This window comes from Anabaena sp. AL93 (assembly GCF_001672085.1).
GTDB lineage: Bacteria > Cyanobacteriota > Cyanobacteriia > Cyanobacteriales > Nostocaceae > Dolichospermum > Dolichospermum heterosporum.
The window spans coordinates 1-17,873 of sequence record NZ_LJOU01000031.1 but is presented as its reverse complement, the minus strand read 5'-3'; the positions used below and the strand labels follow the sequence as shown (position 1 = coordinate 17,873).

At 38.4% G+C, this 17,873-nt stretch carries 16 protein-coding genes; 11 read left to right on the top strand and 5 right to left on the bottom strand.

The window, feature by feature from the left end; all coding sequences use genetic code 11:
* Nucleotides 1–466: 466 nt before the first annotated feature.
* The 8 genes from AN486_RS10165 (at nucleotide 467) to AN486_RS10130 (ending at nucleotide 8,505) form a co-directional block, all read left to right on the top strand.
* On the top strand, nucleotides 467–667 hold the full coding sequence (locus AN486_RS10165) for a hypothetical protein (protein WP_053540795.1): 201 nt from the start codon (nucleotides 467–469) through the stop codon (nucleotides 665–667).
* A 264-nt stretch (nucleotides 668–931) separates the two neighbouring features.
* Nucleotides 932–1,342 (top strand): DEAD/DEAH box helicase family protein, encoded by a 411-nt coding sequence (locus AN486_RS10160; protein ID WP_053540794.1) that lies wholly within the window; start codon nucleotides 932–934, stop codon nucleotides 1,340–1,342.
* Nucleotides 1,339–2,382 (top strand): hypothetical protein, encoded by a 1,044-nt coding sequence (locus tag AN486_RS10155; protein WP_199924326.1) that lies wholly within the window; start codon nucleotides 1,339–1,341, stop codon nucleotides 2,380–2,382. The genes AN486_RS10160 and AN486_RS10155 overlap by 4 nt, the downstream gene beginning before the upstream one ends.
* A gap of 163 nt (nucleotides 2,383–2,545) precedes the next feature.
* Nucleotides 2,546–3,262, top strand: a complete 717-nt coding sequence (locus AN486_RS10150) for a 2Fe-2S iron-sulfur cluster-binding protein (RefSeq protein ID WP_053540792.1) — start codon at nucleotides 2,546–2,548, stop codon at nucleotides 3,260–3,262.
* Entirely contained in the window at nucleotides 3,262–4,257 is a 996-nt protein-coding gene (locus tag AN486_RS10145) for a xanthine dehydrogenase family protein subunit M (RefSeq protein WP_027403177.1), read from the top strand. The genes AN486_RS10150 and AN486_RS10145 overlap by 1 nt, the downstream gene beginning before the upstream one ends.
* Nucleotides 4,254–6,383 (top strand): xanthine dehydrogenase family protein molybdopterin-binding subunit, encoded by a 2,130-nt coding sequence (locus tag AN486_RS10140; protein ID WP_290600452.1) that lies wholly within the window; start codon nucleotides 4,254–4,256, stop codon nucleotides 6,381–6,383. Before AN486_RS10145 ends, AN486_RS10140 begins: the two co-directional genes overlap by 4 nt.
* A gap of 344 nt (nucleotides 6,384–6,727) precedes the next feature.
* Complete coding sequence (locus tag AN486_RS10135) at nucleotides 6,728–7,879, top strand: XdhC family protein (protein WP_290600450.1); 1,152 nt, start codon at nucleotides 6,728–6,730, stop codon at nucleotides 7,877–7,879.
* Nucleotides 7,876–8,505 (top strand): NTP transferase domain-containing protein, encoded by a 630-nt coding sequence (locus AN486_RS10130; protein WP_053540788.1) that lies wholly within the window; start codon nucleotides 7,876–7,878, stop codon nucleotides 8,503–8,505. Before AN486_RS10135 ends, AN486_RS10130 begins: the two co-directional genes overlap by 4 nt.
* On the opposite strand, the gene AN486_RS10125 is transcribed toward AN486_RS10130, so the two are convergent.
* Nucleotides 8,476–8,967, bottom strand: coding sequence for a GNAT family N-acetyltransferase (locus AN486_RS10125; protein ID WP_039204590.1), 492 nt, complete (start codon nucleotides 8,965–8,967; stop codon nucleotides 8,476–8,478). The genes AN486_RS10130 and AN486_RS10125 overlap by 30 nt on opposite strands.
* 81 nt (nucleotides 8,968–9,048) lie before the next feature.
* On the bottom strand, nucleotides 9,049–9,768 hold the full coding sequence (locus AN486_RS10120; protein WP_290600447.1) for a class I SAM-dependent methyltransferase: 720 nt from the start codon (nucleotides 9,766–9,768) through the stop codon (nucleotides 9,049–9,051).
* A gap of 195 nt (nucleotides 9,769–9,963) precedes the next feature.
* Between AN486_RS10120 and AN486_RS10115 the strand changes: the two genes are divergently transcribed.
* The 3 genes from AN486_RS10115 to AN486_RS10105 are packed head-to-tail and all read left to right on the top strand — an operon-like array spanning nucleotide 9,964 to nucleotide 14,548.
* On the top strand, nucleotides 9,964–11,553 hold the full coding sequence (locus AN486_RS10115) for an NACHT domain-containing protein (RefSeq protein ID WP_290600445.1): 1,590 nt from the start codon (nucleotides 9,964–9,966) through the stop codon (nucleotides 11,551–11,553).
* 1 nt (nucleotide 11,554) lies between these two features.
* Nucleotides 11,555–13,507, top strand: a complete 1,953-nt coding sequence (locus AN486_RS10110) for a WD40 repeat domain-containing protein (protein ID WP_290600443.1) — start codon at nucleotides 11,555–11,557, stop codon at nucleotides 13,505–13,507.
* Between the two features lie 6 nt (nucleotides 13,508–13,513).
* Nucleotides 13,514–14,548: an ATP-binding protein gene (locus AN486_RS10105; RefSeq protein ID WP_290600441.1), complete on the top strand. Its 1,035-nt coding sequence runs from the start codon at nucleotides 13,514–13,516 to the stop codon at nucleotides 14,546–14,548.
* A 125-nt stretch (nucleotides 14,549–14,673) separates the two neighbouring features.
* Here AN486_RS10105 and AN486_RS10100 read toward each other — a convergent pair whose 3' ends face one another.
* The 3 genes from AN486_RS10100 to AN486_RS10090 form a co-directional block, all read right to left on the bottom strand.
* The gene (locus AN486_RS10100; protein WP_290600439.1) at nucleotides 14,674–16,317 is read right to left on the bottom strand and encodes an ABC transporter ATP-binding protein; all 1,644 of its coding nucleotides are present in this window, start codon (nucleotides 16,315–16,317) and stop codon (nucleotides 14,674–14,676) included.
* A gap of 462 nt (nucleotides 16,318–16,779) precedes the next feature.
* Entirely contained in the window at nucleotides 16,780–17,448 is a 669-nt protein-coding gene (locus AN486_RS10095; RefSeq protein ID WP_039204361.1) for an ABC transporter ATP-binding protein, read from the bottom strand.
* Between the two features lie 14 nt (nucleotides 17,449–17,462).
* Nucleotides 17,463–17,735, bottom strand: coding sequence for a hypothetical protein (locus tag AN486_RS10090; protein ID WP_039204363.1), 273 nt, complete (start codon nucleotides 17,733–17,735; stop codon nucleotides 17,463–17,465).
* Between the last annotated feature and the right edge of the window lie 138 nt (nucleotides 17,736–17,873).

Sequence of the window (17,873 nt, the reverse complement as noted above, 5' to 3'; positions counted from 1 at the left end):
AGGTGTCAACTTAATCTCAAATCCCTACCACATCTCGTTCCTAGTCTCTGACTAGGAATGCAGTTGATGAGGCTCTGCCTCTAATATCATTGAAGGCAGAGCCTTCTAGAATTCATTCCCAGTCAGAGCAGGGGAATGAGACGAGTTGAGTTCTTTGCGGGATAGATGTTTTACGTTAAGTTGACACCAATGAAGCTCTTGCTTTACCCCTACAAATCTCCGGTTTTCTTGACACTCTGCGGTCTGAAGACACGCAGATTCTCTAAGATTTAACTTAAAAGGGATAGTCAAATATCCCCCTAGACGCTCAAAACAACTACTAGCACGAGAAGTATTGCAATTGCGCTTACTTAGGATTCAATTAATGCTTTCCGAGTTCATCACAAGTCACGGATGCTAAAATTAAAAAAATTAAATTATTCTGTGATGAATTAGGGATTAAACCGCCGTTTTAAGGGAGGATTTTATGCAAGTTAAAATTGAGTTACCTGATGAGTTGGGAAAACAACTTTTGGAAATGCCTGATATGCAGCTATTAGTACAGAAAGCTGTGGAAAAAATCTTGTTGGAGGAGCAAAGAAAACGAGCCACCCATGATTTATTAGTTAAACAGAGAGAATTGTTACCAGAAACTAGCAATGATGAAATTTTGCCAATTACGCGATAGCGAAGCGCTGCTGCAAGCAGTTCGCTAATTGGTATATTGAAAGGTTCTAATGTTGATGTAGACAACTATAGCAATCTGATTTGATTTATGTAGGGGTTTCATTGGTGTGAACTTAACGTAAAACCTTTAACCCGTCTGGGAATGAATTCCCAGTCTCATAGCAAAAGTCATCTAAAGATGACTAAATAACCTGAAAATTTTTTAGTAAACTTTAGTTTACTTTGGTTATTAGCCCTGAAATTCATTTCTGGGCGGATATCGCAGGTGTTACAATCTAAATTTGGTAGTTTAATTAATAATTTCCAAGAATTTTTATTAGAACTTGAGCTTTATTACAGTTTGGGGTGGAGAATAGATATGAGTGTGCCTAAGTTGAGATTTAAAGAGTTTAAAGGGGAATGGGAAGTCAAAAAGTTGGAGGAATTATTATTATTTAAAAACGGAATTAACGCCACCAAAGAACAATATGGAAAAGGCGTAAAATTTATTAATGTCATGGATATTATCAATAATGATTTTATTACTTATAAAGTTGTATTTGTAGTTGACCGTAAAGACCTAGATTACCAAACTGCCAAAGAATTTAATGAATTTGCCAAAGGTAGCGTAGACAGTACCACTAATACCAAGAACCTGATTAAACAACTAAATGACAGGATATTTCCCAGCGTGTGAAAAACGGCGAAATTGACATTCTGCTGGTGGTGAATATGTTCTTAACAGGGTTTGATAGTCCTAGATTAAATACCCTATATGTTGATAAAAATCTCCAGTTTCACGGACTGATTCAAGCCTTTTCTCGCACTAATCGGATTCTCAACGATAAAAAATCTCAGGGCAATATTGTTTGTTTTCGGAATCTTAAAAAAGCCACTGATGAAGCGATCGCCCTATTCTCAAATAAGGATGCTCAAGACACAGTAATAGTCCAGCCTTATGAGGACTATGTAACCCAATTCAACCAAGCCGCCAGCGAGCTATTAGCCATCACTCCGACGATCAAAAGTGTAGATACCTTACCCGATGAAGAAGCCCAATTAACCTTCGTTACTAAATTTCGGGAACTACTCCGCCTTAAAAATGTTCTGACTACCTTCGCTGACTTTGAAGAAACCGATCTAAGTCTGGAAGCGCAAAACTTTGAAGACTATAAAAGTAAATATCTCGATATCCATGAAAAAGTAAAAAGAGAACGCACCAGCGAAAGAACTTCGATTCTTGATGATGTAGACTTTGAACTGAGTTTAATTCATCGAGATGAGATTAATGTGGCGTATATTCTCGATTTGTTGAGAAGGATGAGCAAAACAGATCCAGCCGCAACTCAAAAACTCCAAAAAGAAATCCTTGATATTATGGCAGGTGAAGTCCAATTACGCAACAAACGCGCCTTAATTGAAGTATTCATCGCCAATAATCTGTCGCAACTCCAGCCCGATGAAAATGTGATGAATGCCTTTGAAGAATACTGGATAACCGAAAAAGCAAAAGCCTTTACCGAACTTTGTACCACCGAAAATATTGAACATGAAGAGTTATCAAAGCTAATAAATAACTATGCCTTTGCTAACCGTTTACCAAGAGAACAAGAAATAGTCAGTTCACTAAATTTTAAGCCCAAAATTTTAGAACGGAAAAAAACTATTGAGCGCGTTTCCGAAAAAATCCAGTTATTTATTGATACATTTATCGAAGGTATGGGTGGAACTGTTTAGATTTTGAGATTCTCTACCTTTTAGAGGATGTTTGTGGAAGTGACAGTATTAATTCATTCCATAAACGTAAAATTTCCCCCTTGAGTGCGATCTCTTTTGACTCTGCGTTCCTACATCATGACTCCTGCTATATCATCAGTAATATTGTTATCAATTCCCAATTATGGAACAATCTAACCAGAAACCAGGGAAAACATCCCGACGTGGGTTTCTCGGACAAGCATTCACCGCAGCCGGGGCGGCTATTACTGTTCCTGCATTGCTGAATCAAGAAAGTGCAGCCAAAGAAACTACTCTAGGAGGCAACGGCGAGATGAATATAACACTCAATGTTAATGGTGAGCAACGCCCCCTCAGTATTGAGCCGCGTGTGACTCTCCTGGATGCCCTGCGGGAACGTTTAGGATTAGTTGGTAGTAAAAAAGGCTGTGATCATGGACAGTGCGGCGCGTGTACTGTGCTGATTGATGGTGAACGAGTATATTCTTGTCTTTCTTTGGCAGTCATGCAGGAAGGCAAAAAAATTGTCACCATTGAAGGACTAGCCAGCGGTGATAGTCTCCACCCCATGCAAATAGCCTTTATTGACAACGATGGCTTTCAGTGTGGTTACTGTACACCAGGGCAAATTTGCGCTTCTGTGGCACTACTGGAGGAAGTTAAACGCGGTTGTGCTAGTGCAGTCACCTCCGATTTACAAGCTCCTCCCCAATTAGCTCAACTCTCGACAGCGGAAATTAAAGAACGATTAAGTGGGAATCTTTGTCGGTGCAGTGCTTATAACGGAATTGTCGCCGCAGTTCAACAAGCAATTGGCCAAAAACCTCCTTCGCCAATGGCGAATATCATTACCAGTGAATCCCAGGGAGTGCCAGTATAATGAATAACTTTACTTATATTCGCGCTACCACGGTAAAAGATGCCGTCAACCGAGCCGTTGCTGACCAAAATGCTATGTTTATTGGTGGCGGTACAAATTTAGTTGATCGTCTCAAAGCCTTTGTGGACGAGCCATCACAACTAATTGACATCTCCCGCCTACAGATGCAGAAGATCGAAAAAATGGCTAATGGTAGTCTGCGGTTAGGGGCGTTGGTGACAAATACGGCTGTAGCTGATCATACTGATATTCGCCGTGATTACCCGATGTTAACTAGGGCAATTCTGTCTGGTGCATCTCAACAAATTCGCAATATGGCCACAGTCGGTGGTAATCTCTTACAAAAAACTCGTTGCCCTTATTATTACGATACTGCTTTTGCTTGTAATAAACGTGAGCCAGGAACTGGATGCCCAGCAGCAACGGGGATAAATCGAATGCACGCAATACTCGCTGCAAGTGATCAATGTGTCGCAGTTCATCCTTCTGATATGTGTGTGGCATTGGCGGCTTTAGATGCGGTGGTAGAAGTCGAAGGACCTCAAGGTAAAAGACAAATTCCCTTTGGAGATTTCCATCGCTTGCCAGGAAATACACCAGAAAAAGATAGTAATTTACAGCCAGGAGAATTAATTACTTCTGTGATTTTACCACCTTTAGCTTTTGCGAAATCAGGAGTTTATTTAAAACTGCGCGATCGCACTTCCTATTCTTTTGCTTTAATATCTGTAGCGGCTGCTTTAGAAATTGCTGGGGAAAAAATCAAAGATGCTCGTTTAGCACTGGGTGGCGTTGCCCATAAACCTTGGCAAGCAGTAGAAGCAGAAAAGTTTTTAATTGGTAAAACGGCAGATATTTCCACATTTACCCAAGCGGCAAATATCGCTTTACAGGGAGCAAAACCTTTAGCTCATAACGGTTATAAAATTGAACTAACAAAACGGGCAATTCGTCGCGCTCTCACGGTTTCGGCTCAAGGAGGAGGTATAGCATGAATAAAATAACTACAACCAATATTAATCGTAAAGATGGACAGGCAAAAGTAACAGGTATAGCCACCTATGCCGCCGAACATCAAATACCAAATTTAGTTCATGGTTATTTAATAACTGCTAGTATTGCCAGTGGAAAAATAAAAAGTGTCAACACCCAAACAGCAGAAAAATATCCCGGTGTAATTGCCATTTTCACCCATAAAAATGCCCCCAAAATTTCTAAGCCCAGTAATAATTTCATTAACTCCAAAATTTACGAAGCGCGACTACCTTTAGCAGATGACACAATTCATTATGCCGGGCAAATTATCGGTTTAGTAGTAGCAGAAACCTTTGAACAAGCAAAGGCAGCAGCACATTTAGTTAAAGTTGAATATACTAGCCAAAAACCAATTTTAGATCCCCAAAAAGTTACCTTAAAAAATGCTCCCTCCATGTTTGGGGAAGACTTGAAATTTGCCAAGGGTAGTTTTGCTACTGGTAATTCAACGGATGCAATGGCAGGTGCAGCAGCGAAAATTACCGCTACCTACAAAACAGCGACGGAACTCCACGCACCCATGGAACCTCATGCCATTATCGCCCAGTGGCAAAATTCCAACTCCCTGACAGTCTATGAACCGACTCAGTGGGTAGGGGGTAGCCAACGCACATATTCAGAATTATTTGGACTTGCTCCAGAACAGGTAAGAATTATTACGCCATTTTTAGGCGGAGGATTTGGTTCTAAAGCCTTTCCCTGGCCACACGCTATTCTCTGTGCAGCAGCAGCGCGAAAACTTCAGCGTCCGGTGAAAGTGGTTCTCAGTCGGCGACAAATGACAGCAAATGCGGGACACCGTTCGCAAACTGAGCAAACTATTAGTTTAGCTGCTAAAACTGATGGTAGTTTGCAGGGAATTGAACATACAGCAAAATCTTATACTTCCCCTGTAGATGTTTTTGCTGAACCCTGTACAGGTATTACCCCGGCAATGTATGCTACTCCGAATTTGCGAACATCCCAACAAATGGGAGTCATGAATATTGGTACACCTACCTTTATGCGAGCGCCTGGGGAAAATCCCGGTTTGTATGCTTTAGAGTCCGCAATGGATGAATTAGCCTGGGAATTGGGCATAGACCCCGTAGAATTACGGTTAAAGAACGAAACAAAAGAACATCAAAGCCGGGGTTTACCTTTCTCTGCAAAACATTTTGCGGAATGCTTACAGGTGGGTGCAAAACAATTTGGTTGGGAAAATCGAACTCAAAAACCCCGTTCTTTATCCCGCGACGGTAAACTCATCGGCTGGGGTATGGCTGCTTCCACTTTTCCCGGTTTAAGAAGTTCAGCTTCGGTAAAAGTCCGATTATTAGCAGATGGTACTGCTCATGTTCTCACCAGTGGTAATGATATGGGTACGGGTGCTTATACCATTGTTGCCAGTACGGCGGCCAATGCTTTAGGGCTACCAGTGGAAAAGGTGCGGGTGGAATTGGGTGATTCTTTATTCCCTAACGGTGGTATGGCTGGTGGTTCGCAAATGACGGCAAGTCTTATACCAGCAGTGATGACGGCCTGTGAGGAGGTGCTGAAAACTGCCCAAGCGAAAACTGCCCAAGAGGCGTTTACAAGTCTGCGTCAGTCCCAACGGGCTGCTTTTGAAGCGACGGGTTCTTCTGCACCAGGTGAGGAAGCTAAAAAATGGGCTTTCCAGTCCTGGGGCGCACATTTTTGCGAAATCAGCCTAGATGAAGAAATCGGCCGCTTACAGGTGACGCGGTGGGTGTCTGTGATGAATATTGGCAAGGTGATGAATGCTAAAACTGCCGCTTCTCAAGTGCGAGGGGCTGTAATTATGGGGATTGGTCACGCTTTAATGGAGGATTGCCAGTTTGATCCCAATATCGGTTATCCGGTGGTTTATGATTTGGCTACCTATCATTACCCAACTCATGCAGATATTCCCCGCATTGAAGTTTCTTTTGTGGGTGAACCTGATCTGAATTTTAATTCTGCTGGGGTGCGTGGTGTGGGTGAAATTGGCATTACGGGTGTTTCACCAGCGATCGCTAATGCTGTTTATCATGCTACGGGTAAACGGATTCGTGAGTTACCAATTACGCCGGATAAGTTGATTTAGCTGTGTGTTTTGCCTCTGTGTGGGAATCAATTTCTTTTTTTCTCACGCAGAGGCGCAGAGTCGCAGAGAGAGCTTTAGGATTTTTGGCGTTGCTGATTAAGGGTATGAATTTTAGTCTCACGCAAAGGCGCAAAGACGCAAAGGTAAGATTTTTAAAGGTTCAATTTGGAAATTTCATACCTCGATTCAGCAACGCCGGATTTTTGTTTGATTTGTGGTTTTGAGGATGAGGTGATTACGAAGGTCAACTAGGCTTTTACAAGCCCTCACTTACCCGAAGGGAAGTGATGGGTGGTTGACGTAATTTATTAAACCAGTTTCCCAAATGAGGATACTGCAAAAATATGAAAGAGATAAATTCTATTATTACAGCATTTTTAGACAGTCAAGACAATAGTGAACCAGTTTTTCTCGCAACTGTTGTCAATGTTCAAGGTTCTAGCTATCGTCAACCGGGAGCGCGAATGTTGATCACGTCAACAGGTAAAATGGTGGGAACTATCAGTGGTGGTTGTCTGGAAAATGATGTATTTCAACATACTCGCTTAATCACAGATGGTCAGCCAAAACTGGTTACTTATGACACCAATGCTGATGAAGATATTATTTGGGGATTTGGTTTGGGTTGTAATGGTCTGGTAGATGTTTTGATTGAGTGTCTTTATCAAGATGATTCACTTAATCCATTAACTTTTATTCATCAATGTTTTAACAATCAAAAACCAGGAATTATTGCCACTATTTTTAGTGTTGAGGGTAATATTAATGTCCAGTTAGGAGCGCGATTAATTCTCAATTCTGACGGGAATATAAATACTAACATTGCTGAATCTAGTTTAACTCAATCCTTAATTAAAGATGTTAAATCGGCATTAAAAAATCAATATTCAAGTTTTCATAAATATCAACTTTTATTAGGTGAAGTTAATGTTTTTATTGAATTCATTCAGCCTCCCCCACACCTAATTATTTTTGGTGCAGGTCGTGATGCTGTACCAGTTGCAGAGTTTGCTAAAGCTTTAGGTTGGCAAGTTACTATTATTGATTGTCGGGCTATTGAAGCAACCAAAGAACGTTTTATGATGGCTAATAACGTGATTCTAACTCATCGGGAAATTGTTCATCAACATATATCTATCAAAGAAAATACTATTGCTGTGGTCATGAATCATAATTATTTTGATGATTTAGAAATTTTGAAATTGCTAATACCATCTAATTTGAAATATTTAGGTTGTTTAGGATCAAAACAGCGAACTGCAAGATTATTAAATGATTTACTAACTGAAGGAATAGAACAAACACCAGAACTATTACAAAAGTTATATACTCCTGTGGGTTTAGATATTGGTGCAGATACACCAGAAACAATAGCATTATCTATAATTACAGAAATTCAAGCTATACTTAAAAGTCGTAATGGTGGTTTTTTAAAAGATCGCAATGAACCAATTTACTCTCGAAATCAGATGCAAGAAATTAAAATTGAACAATGACTAAATCAAATATTGCTATAATTATTTTAGCCGCAGGGGCATCAACTCGCATGGGTAGACCGAAACAACTCTTACCCTATCAAGGAAGTAGCTTACTAAGGCATACAATTGAAAATGCAGTTGCTTCGGTGTGCAAACCTATAGTAGTAGTATTGGGAGCAAATGCAGAAAATATCCGTTCTCAAATTAGCGAATCTGATATTAAAATAGTTGAAAATCCAGATTGGCATTTAGGAATGAGTTCTTCAATTCGTCGAGGAATTTCATCAATTATCACTGATTATAAAAATATAAATGCAGTAGTTATTACTGTTTGTGACCAGCCGTTTCTTTCGGCTGAAATTATCAATAATTTAGTCTCAAAATACCATAATACAAAGAAACCTATTATTGCTTGTGAATATGCAAATACATTAGGTGTACCCGTTTTATTTAATCAGAGTTTTTTTTCAGAATTAGCAAATTTAAGTGAAGATATAGGCGCAAAGAAATTAATTAGAAACCACCATAATGAAGTTTTTAGTATTCCCTTTCCTTTGGGGGCAATTGATATTGATACACCTAATGATTATCAACAAATTGAGCATAATTCATGCCTACATCACCCGCAAACCCAAAATCATTAAATCCCGTTCCACTCCGTCTAAATCAGCAATTTTCGGTAAATTTCCCCAAGCTTGAAAACCAAACCAAGCAAATAACTTTAAACTGGGTTGATTGTGCGCGAAAATAAAACTCACTAAAGTCTTTAAACCTAAGTTAGGACTTTCCTGAATGGCTTTTTCTAAAAGTTGTTTTCCTAAACCACGTCCTTGAAAATCTGGGGAAATATAAATACTAATTTCCGCTGTGGCATAGTAAGCTGGTCTACCGTAGAATGATTGAAAACTCAACCATCCAGCAATTACACCCTCCGTTTCCATTACCCACAGGGGGAACTTTGAGGGGACTCGTCCTTGAAACCAAGCCAAACGACTTTCCACAGACACAGGTTCTAAATCAGCAGTAGCCATGCGGCTAGGAACAGCAGCGTTGTAAATGGCGACAATGGCGGGTAAATCAGATTCTAGGGCATGGCGGATCATCATTGCGGCTATTTGGGCAAAATTCTTGATAAAATCTTTCCAAATAATACAGCGTTAAGAGGCCATTTATTCGATAATTTTATCTTAAAACCGGACTTTGTACAACTCGAATAATTCTCCTAATTGTCTTTTAGCTATTTTAGCACCTCCAGCTTTTATGGTTTTTTCCCACTCTGTAGCAGTTTCGAGAAACACCTCTGCACCCAAATAAGTTTCTAACACAGCCCAATCTTCTGCTAAAGGCTGTTCTGAATTAAGAATATCAAATACAAAGTGTCCCCCTGGTTTTAATACTCGTTTGACTTCGACTAAAACGGCTTGCCAATATTCTAGGGGAAAATAACAACTAAAGCCTGTGGCAATTATTAAATCAAATTGATCTTCAGGATAATTTAAATGGTGGGATGGTCCCAATTCCACACCTTTGAATAATTTTGAATTTAATTGTGAACCACGAGAGTTAAGACCATCTCTTGCTATATTACTAATTTCTTGCCCATAAAAGAATGCTTGCCAATCTCTCCAGGGATAGATTAAAAAGCTGACACCGCAACCAATATCTAAACAATGTTCGTTTTTTTGAGGTTGAGCAATTTCCCAAAATGGTGAAACTATTCTCTCGCTTAATCTGCCATTAATCCATTCTTTATATATTGGCATTTCTTGAACTTCATCAGGGACTACAAATTTCTGATTTTGATATTGACGATTAAAGCGATATGCTACTTGTCCTATTCTCTCTTGCCATTTATCTGCGGAATAGGTTTTATTTTTATAAGAATTGGAAGGGGGATTTTTAGACATTTATTACTTTGGCTATTTGTAAAAATATTTACCCTGATATCATTCAGGGATTTGGTGTCTCAAATTTGCTGTGCATCTTGACATAATTTATGGCAACCAGCAATAATAATGCTGAGAGGGTGTCTAAAAAGACAATGATGAATACTTTGAAAGCAGCCTCTAAGTATAACAGCGAATTCTCGGCGGTCATAACTTATGATAATAGAATTTAGCGCGGTTGTCTCCCAGCTTATTGAATACGCGCCCCAAGCTCGTCAACTGATTATTACACAAGCTCAGAAAAATGAGACCGTTATCAAAGTCCTACAAAAATTAAACCTAAATCCTACACAAATCCCGGATGAGGTTGATACAGTTTACGCTTATACTCTTGTAGAGTATGGCGTTTACAAGCATGAAGCTATCTTGAAGCTGTTACAACAAAAAACAGTTAAGGATGATTTTTGGCGTGCTTACAGTAATAATTCTCCCTTTGAATTTGTAACTAGTATTCGCAATTTCCTGAGTGAAAATATTGATTTAAACAAAAGTATAATCCAAGCAAATACTAACATATCATCAGAATTAGAGCAATTTGGTCAAATTTTTGTTTCTGTGGCTAAACGCACAAAATCTGATAAGTATTTACCCTATCCAGACTGGGACTTAGATGTTTACCCTAAAGAGTTTAAAGCCACAATTTCCGAAAAAACTCGCTTATTTTCCGGTCGTGAGTTTGTATTTGAGAAAGTTCGAGAATTTTTCAGGAACAAGGACAGGGGTTATTTTACCATAGTTGGAGATGCTGGTATGGGAAAAAGTGCCATTGCAGCCAAATTGATTAAAGACTATCGGTTTCCTTGTTATTTTAACATTTTTGCAGATGGACGGAATACACCAGAACAGTTTTTAGCCAGTATTCGTAAACAATTGATTAATCGTTATTCATTACAAAATGCAGATAACGATAATTTGAGTGCCTTAATTCAAAAAGTTAGTGAGAAATTAACTCAAAACAACGACCCATTAATTATTGTTATTGATGCTTTAGATGAGGTAAAACAAGAGGGACGTGATAATCTATTAAGTCTACCACAAAATCTGCCAAAGGGAGTCTATTTTTTATTAACTAGAAGACCCTATAATCTGGAAACAAAACGTTTAAGTTTATCTCCAGATACTCCTAGAGATGAGTTAGATTTGAGAAATGATCAATATACTCAGTTGAGTAATGATGATGTCAGAAAATATATTCCTTTATTCATAGAAAAGGATAAAGAATATGGAGAAAATCTGAGACAATGGATTCAAGATCACAATATTAATCAAGTTCACTTTGTGGATATAGTAGCAGCTAAAAGTGAAAATAATTTCATGTATTTGCGCTATATTTTACCAGGAATTGCTAAGGGTGAATATAGGGATTTGCAACTAGAAAGATTACCGGAAGGACTTCAGGATTATTATCAAGTTCACTGGTCAGGAATGGGAATGGAAGAAGAAGCTAATCAAATAAAAGTCAAGATATTGTATGTCTTGGTAGATATAGGTATTGTTTCTCCAAAGTTGATTGCGGAAATTCTTGATCAAGACGAGTATGAAGTACGAGTAGTATTAAATGATTGGGTGGAATATTTAACCAAAAAAGAAAGTTTAGAAGACGACAAAAAATACTATCAATATAGTATTTATCACCGCAGCTTTTTGGATTTTTTAAAAGACAAAGATGAGTTAAATCCTGGACGGAAAATCCTTAAAGAAGTTAAAAAAAGTATAGCTGATTATCTATTAAGGGAGATGGCATAATATGGGTAAAATTGCCTCAAAATTAAAATCGAAAGATTTAGAATTTGTCAAGTTATATTTATCTGAATTTCCTGCGAGGGTATTAATAGCAGATGCAGATCAATACTATAATACTCTCATGGATTTTGATTTTATTTTTCTCAAGATTCAACATCCTGATTTGAGCATAGAATCTTTAATTATGGATTATACTTTAATTGATGATCTAAACAATAGCAATAGACTTAAACCAGAAGAAATCACAAATCTGGAATTAGTCAGACGTGCGCTTCAGTTATCAAGCCATATTTTGAAGCAGGACAAAAACCAATTAGCAGCGCAATTATGGGGAACATTACAGTGTTTCCCTCAGCAACCAATTAAGAATCTCTTAAAAAGTGCATCTAAGAGTCATAATGTTTGGTTGCGCCCAATTACGGCCAGTCTCAGAAATGGCAATTTATTGGCTAATTTCACAGGTCATGAAAAGTGGGTAAATTCAGTATCTATCACTGAAGATGGTAAAAAGGCAGTTTCTGGTGCTTCAGATAACAGTTTGAAACTCTGGGATTTGCAATCTGGTAAGATAATTCATAATTGGGAAAATGACGACTGGATAACAGCCGTAGCAATTACCCCAGACGGGAAAACAGTCATTTCTGGTTCTCGTAATAAAACTTTAAAATTGTGGAATGCAGAAACGGGTAAACCTGTGTTATCCTTAGAAGGTCATGACTCCTGGGTAACAGCCGTAGCAATCACTCCAGACGGAAAAATGGCCATTTCTGGTTCAGATGATCATACCCTCAAGTTCTGGCATTTAGATTTAGATAACAAAAAAGCTACTTGCATTCACACTTTGAAAGGCCACAAAGATGCAGTTAGAGCCGTAGCAATTACTCCCAATGGAAAAATAGCTATTTCTGGTTCTCGTGATAATAACTTAAAATTGTGGAACTTGCAGAATGGTGAAGAAATTCGTACTCTAGAAGGTCACACAGGCTGGGTAAGAGCCATAGCAATTACCTCTAATGGAAAAAAGGCCATTTCTGGTTCACTAGATCATACCATAAAATTATGGAACTTGCAAACAGGTGAAGTAATTCGCACCCTCACAGGTCACAAAGGCTCTATAGGGGCTATATCCATGACCCCAGATGGGAAAATTGCTGTTTCTGGTTCAGATGATCATAATCTGAAGTTGTGGGATTTAGACAAAGGTAAAGAAATTCTTACCCTCAGAGGTCATAGTGACAAAGTTAGAGGGGTTGCTATCACTCCAGACAGGGAAAGAGCTATTTCCGCCTCCGATGATTATACTCTAAAGCTTTGGGATTTGGACAGCAGTAAAAAATCTTCAGATAGAGGCCATAATAATTCGGTAAGAGTAGTAATTCTCACTCCAGATGGCAAAAAAGCCGTTTCTGCTGCTGATGATTGTACTCTAAAGCTTTGGGATTTACAAACAAATCAGGTAATTTTTAGCTTTGAAGGTCATACTCGTCCTATCAAAGCATTAGTGATGAGTCATGACGGAAAAACTGTCATTTCCGGCTCAGATGATCATACTCTCAAACTGTGGGATTTAGACACAGGTAAAGAAATCTATACCTTTATTGGTCATAAGGACTGGGTAACGACCTTAGCAATTAGTCCAGACGGTAAAAAAGCCATTTCCGCTTCCCGGGACAAAACCCTCAAACTGTGGAATTTGCAACCAGGTCATAAAATCCGTACTTTTATTGGTCATAAGGACTGGGTAACAACCTTAGCAATTAGTCCAGACGGGGAAAAAGCCATTTCCGCTTCCCGGGATAATACCCTCAAACTGTGGAATTTGCGAACAGGTCAGGAAATCAATACTTTCCTTGTTGATAGTCCTATTAGTTCTTGTACATTTTCTCCAGATGGTTTTACTATTATAGCAAAGGAGGAATCAGGACGGGTACATTTTTTGCGATTGGAAGCAACTTAAAATCAAGTGAAAATTATCACAGATATTCCTAGATATATCCCGGAATTTAGACAAATAATTACCGAAAAAAATCGTGATTTTGTCGGTCGTGATTTTGTCTTCACTGCTATTGACAACTTTCTCCATAAGTGTCACCGAGGCTATTTTACCATAATCGGTGAACCTGGTATTGGCAAAAGTTCTATCCTTGCTCATTATGTTAGCCAAAATCCAGGAGTCCTTTATTACAATGTGGAACTAGCTGGTAAAAGTCATCCTGCTGAATTTTTGACTAATATTTGTACTCAATTACGAGAAATTGCTCAATATCAAGGTATTAAAAGTTTTCCATCTAATTTTCCTGATGCTACTACGGAAAATAGTAGTTTTTTGTCTTCTTTATTACAACAAGTCAGCGATAAACTAAATTTAGAACAACGATTGATCATTGTTATAGATGCCTGTGATAAAATTAACATGAATCAGCAAACAAGAGGTACAAATATATTTTATTTACCTCGTTATCTTCCTGAAAAGGTGTATTTTATTCTCAGTCGTCGTCCATTTGTAAAAGATAAATCAGGTTTATTAATTGAAACACCTTGGGAATCTTTAGATTTGTCAAATTACCCGGAACAAAATCGTCTTGATATTCAAAAATATCGGCAAAATTATTTGAATACTCACAATATTGATCATCAATTATTAACACAAATTACTGAGGAAGAAAGTAATTTTATGTATGTTAAGGAAATTTTAACTGCTGGTAATCATCAGGTTGATAGTGATCATTTACAAACTTATTATCAACAGCATTTAGATAAAATGAATTTAATGACTAATAAACAACAGAAAATGGCTTCTCTGGTATTAACTATGTTGATAGAAGCAGCACCAATATCTGTGGAAACAATAGCCGCAAGATTAGATGTAGATGAATATGATGTTAAGGTAATTTTAGATAAATGGCGAGAATTTCTGCATTTAGAATCAACAAGCACAGGAATCAATTATAGTCTTTATCATCGCAGTTTTCGTAATTGGTTAACACAGATAAATTAAAATTTTCAAGGGTGTTGGAAAAGTTGTAAAGTTTACGTACCAACCTCTCTTTAAACCTCTTCTTGTCAAATAGATAAATATATGCGATTTGACAAATAGTGAGTATGAAATGAGCTTCATAAGTGTTAGGCTTTTGCTAATAAAGGTGCAGCAGCTAGGAGGGTTTGGGTATAAGGGTGTTGGGGATGGGCAAAAATTTGTTTAGTCTCTCCTATTTCCACTATTTTACCACTATTCATAACCGCAATGCGATCGCATAAAAACCGTGCTAACCATAAATCATGGGTAATAAACAAGTAGGTTAAATCAAATTCTGCTTTTAATTGTAACATCAAATCAAGAACTTGTGTTTGTACACTTGCATCTAACATACTCACCGGTTCATCACATATTATCAGTTTTGGACGAGTTATTAAAGCCCGGGCTATAGCTACCCGTTGTTGTTGTCCTCCGGATAAATCAGCAGGATAACGATGATAATATGATTCTGCTGGAGTTAAACCAACTTTTTCTAACATCCATAAAACCCGTTCTTTGGCTTTTTCAGCATTAGCTAAATTATGAATTAATAAAGGATCTGTGATACTTTGTCCTACGGTCATAGCTGGATTTAAACAAGCATGAGGATCTTGAAATATCATTTGAATTTGTCTGCGCGAAGAACGGATTTCTTGACGGGATAAACTAGTTAATTCCTGTCCTAAAAATTCAACTTTTCCTGATGTGGGACTGATCAATTGTAAGATAGTTCTCGAAAGTGTACTTTTCCCACAACCAGACTCTCCTACTAATCCCAAAATCTCCCCAGAATACAATTCTAAATTAATGTCATCTACGGCTTTAACTATTTGACATTCTTCTTTAAATATTCTTTCAATAAAATTCGGTTCTATAGTATAATACTGTTTGAGTTCTGTAATTTTGAGAATGGGATTTACCTTTTCTATTCTCTGTTCTTCGTTCTCCGTTTCCTCTTGTTGTTGAATATGTAAAGCTGCTTTTAATAACGATTGAGTATATTCATGTTGAGGGTGAGCAAATACAGTTTCCGTTTTCCCCATTTCTACCATTTTACCCTGATACATTACCCCAATGCGATCGCAATATTCCCCCACCATTGCTAAATCATGGGAAATCAATAATAATCCCATGTTTTCTTCCCCACACAATCGCGTTAATTCTTGGAGAATTTGAGCAGAAACAGTCACATCTAAACTTGTAGTTGGTTCATCCGCCACAATTAACTTAGGACTCAACAGCAAAGCCAAAGCAATAGCTACCCGTTGACGCATTCCCCCACTAAACTCATGGGGATATTGACTCCAACGACTAGCAGGAATTTTCACCTTTTCCAAAGTCGCTAAAGCCTTTTCTTTCGCTTGCTGTTTGGATAACTCCGGTGCATGAGCTTGTAAAGTTTCAATACAATGATTGCCAATTGTCATCAACGGGTCAAGGCGAGTCATGGGATCTTGAAAAATCAAAGCCACTGCTTCACCACGAAATTTTTGCATTTGGGCTGGTGTTAAATCTAATACAGATTGCCCCTGGAATTTAACTAATCCTTCCGTGCGACTGAAATTAGGCAATAAACGCATTATTGCCCGTCCAATGGTAGATTTTCCACAACCGGACTCTCCCACCAATCCCATTTTTTCTCCAGGCTGAAGAATAAAAGATACATCATCAACCGCCCAGCTTTCCACCTCTTCACCACGTCGAGGATAAGCTACACGGAGATTTTCAATACTAAATAAAGCTTCATTCATAATTAATTAATTAATTAAATAAATAGTCGGACAAAATTAAATTCACTCGTTGAGAGAGGGAACAGGGAACAGGGAACAGAAAAATCAATTGTGTATACTCAACACGGCTTAATAATTTGATTCTAAACGTAGGGGTAAAGCAAGAGCTTCATTGGTGTCAACTTAGGCTACAGATGGCTTATTTGTTGGCTTCCACACCCACCCAGAAATGAATTTCCGGGCTAATAAGTAAAGTTTACTAAAGTAAACTGGGGATTTTTAGTCATCAAAAGACAACTTTTGCTATTAGACTGGGAATTCATTCCCAGGCGGGCTATGGGTTTTACGTTAAGTTGACACCAATGAGCAGTGCTAAAGTCCATGTCTCAACCGTGTTTAGTATAATTAATTCCGTCCCATTACTTATTCCTTCTTCATCCTGAACTCCTGACTGGGCGCAGGCCCTGCGCCCCTACCTCCTGACTATTGATGTACTTGAATTAATCGCTGTTTGAGACGTTCCGCTTCACCGGAATCAACTAAACAACCCTTTTCCAATAAAAAAGCACCATCACAGTAATTTAACTCTTCTAAGCGATGAGTTACCCATAATGCCGTAATGCCACGACTCTTAACGAGATTACGGACACTAGCCACTAAATCGAGTTGACTATCTGGATCTAGTAAAGCAGTAGGTTCATCTAATAATAAAACATCACAATGACGAGCGATCGCTCCAGCAATAGCTACCCGTTGTTTTTGTCCACCAGAAAGCGCGTAAATAGGTCGTCGCTGTAAAGACAATAAATTTACCGCCCCCAAAGCTTCCTCAACCCTAGCCTTCACCATTGCAGGTTGTAACTTTTCTGCCACCAACCCAAAAGCCACATCAGCACCAACCGTTGGCATTACCAATTGATGATCAGGATTTTGGAATACAAAACCAACAGCAGGTGAGATATTAACTTCCCCAGATTGAGGAGCTAATAAACCCGCTATTAATCTCAGAAGCGTAGATTTACCACTGCCATTTGTCCCCAGAAGCATCCAAAACTCACCTTTAGGTACTTGAAGAGAGCAAGATTTGATCACTTGCTCCCCATTAGGCCAAAAGAAGTTTAAATCATTAACTTCAATGCCTACTGCTGTCATGTTTATACCTTGTGTTATTCAGCAGTAAAAGCAGCAAAGCCAGGTGGTTTACCACTGCTAGTAGCCGCACTATCTTTTTGGATAATCTGGACTCCCGAAATTTCACTAGCACGGACAGCAATTTTTTTCTCTGTTTTGCCTTCGCACTTGAGTTCCACAATATCAGGATTTCCAGAACGCATTGCCGCCAAAATTAGCTGGTAAACAGCCTCGGCATCTTCAGTAGACTTACGTTGTACTGATATGGGGAAAGCAGTATTTCTGATGCTTAAGTCAATGGTAAACATTTAGAATTAATGAATTTTCACTTTAAGACCTATTCTAGCGTCATTAGTCATTAGTCATTAGTCATTAGTCATTAGTCATTAGTCATTAGTCATTAGTCATTGGTCATTGGTCATTGGTCATTGGTCATTGGTCATTGG

Bases quoted from the DNA above. Each gene is read 5' to 3' on its own strand.
- AN486_RS10165 (WP_053540795.1), top strand. From the start codon at position 467: ATGCAAGTTAAAATTGAGTTACCTGATGAGTTGGGAAAACAACTTTTG.
- AN486_RS10150 (WP_053540792.1), top strand. From the start codon at position 2,546: ATGGAACAATCTAACCAGAAACCAGGGAAAACATCCCGACGTGGGTTT.
- AN486_RS10145 (WP_027403177.1), top strand. From the start codon at position 3,262: ATGAATAACTTTACTTATATTCGCGCTACCACGGTAAAAGATGCCGTC.
- AN486_RS10140 (WP_290600452.1), top strand. From the start codon at position 4,254: ATGAATAAAATAACTACAACCAATATTAATCGTAAAGATGGACAGGCA.
- AN486_RS10135 (WP_290600450.1), top strand. From the start codon at position 6,728: ATGAAAGAGATAAATTCTATTATTACAGCATTTTTAGACAGTCAAGAC.
- AN486_RS10130 (WP_053540788.1), top strand. From the start codon at position 7,876: ATGACTAAATCAAATATTGCTATAATTATTTTAGCCGCAGGGGCATCA.
- AN486_RS10125 (WP_039204590.1), bottom strand. From the start codon at position 8,967: ATGATGATCCGCCATGCCCTAGAATCTGATTTACCCGCCATTGTCGCC.
- AN486_RS10120 (WP_290600447.1), bottom strand. From the start codon at position 9,768: ATGTCTAAAAATCCCCCTTCCAATTCTTATAAAAATAAAACCTATTCC.
- AN486_RS10115 (WP_290600445.1), top strand. From the start codon at position 9,964: ATGATAATAGAATTTAGCGCGGTTGTCTCCCAGCTTATTGAATACGCG.
- AN486_RS10110 (WP_290600443.1), top strand. From the start codon at position 11,555: ATGGGTAAAATTGCCTCAAAATTAAAATCGAAAGATTTAGAATTTGTC.
- AN486_RS10100 (WP_290600439.1), bottom strand. From the start codon at position 16,317: ATGAATGAAGCTTTATTTAGTATTGAAAATCTCCGTGTAGCTTATCCT.
- AN486_RS10095 (WP_039204361.1), bottom strand. From the start codon at position 17,448: ATGACAGCAGTAGGCATTGAAGTTAATGATTTAAACTTCTTTTGGCCT.
- AN486_RS10090 (WP_039204363.1), bottom strand. From the start codon at position 17,735: ATGTTTACCATTGACTTAAGCATCAGAAATACTGCTTTCCCCATATCA.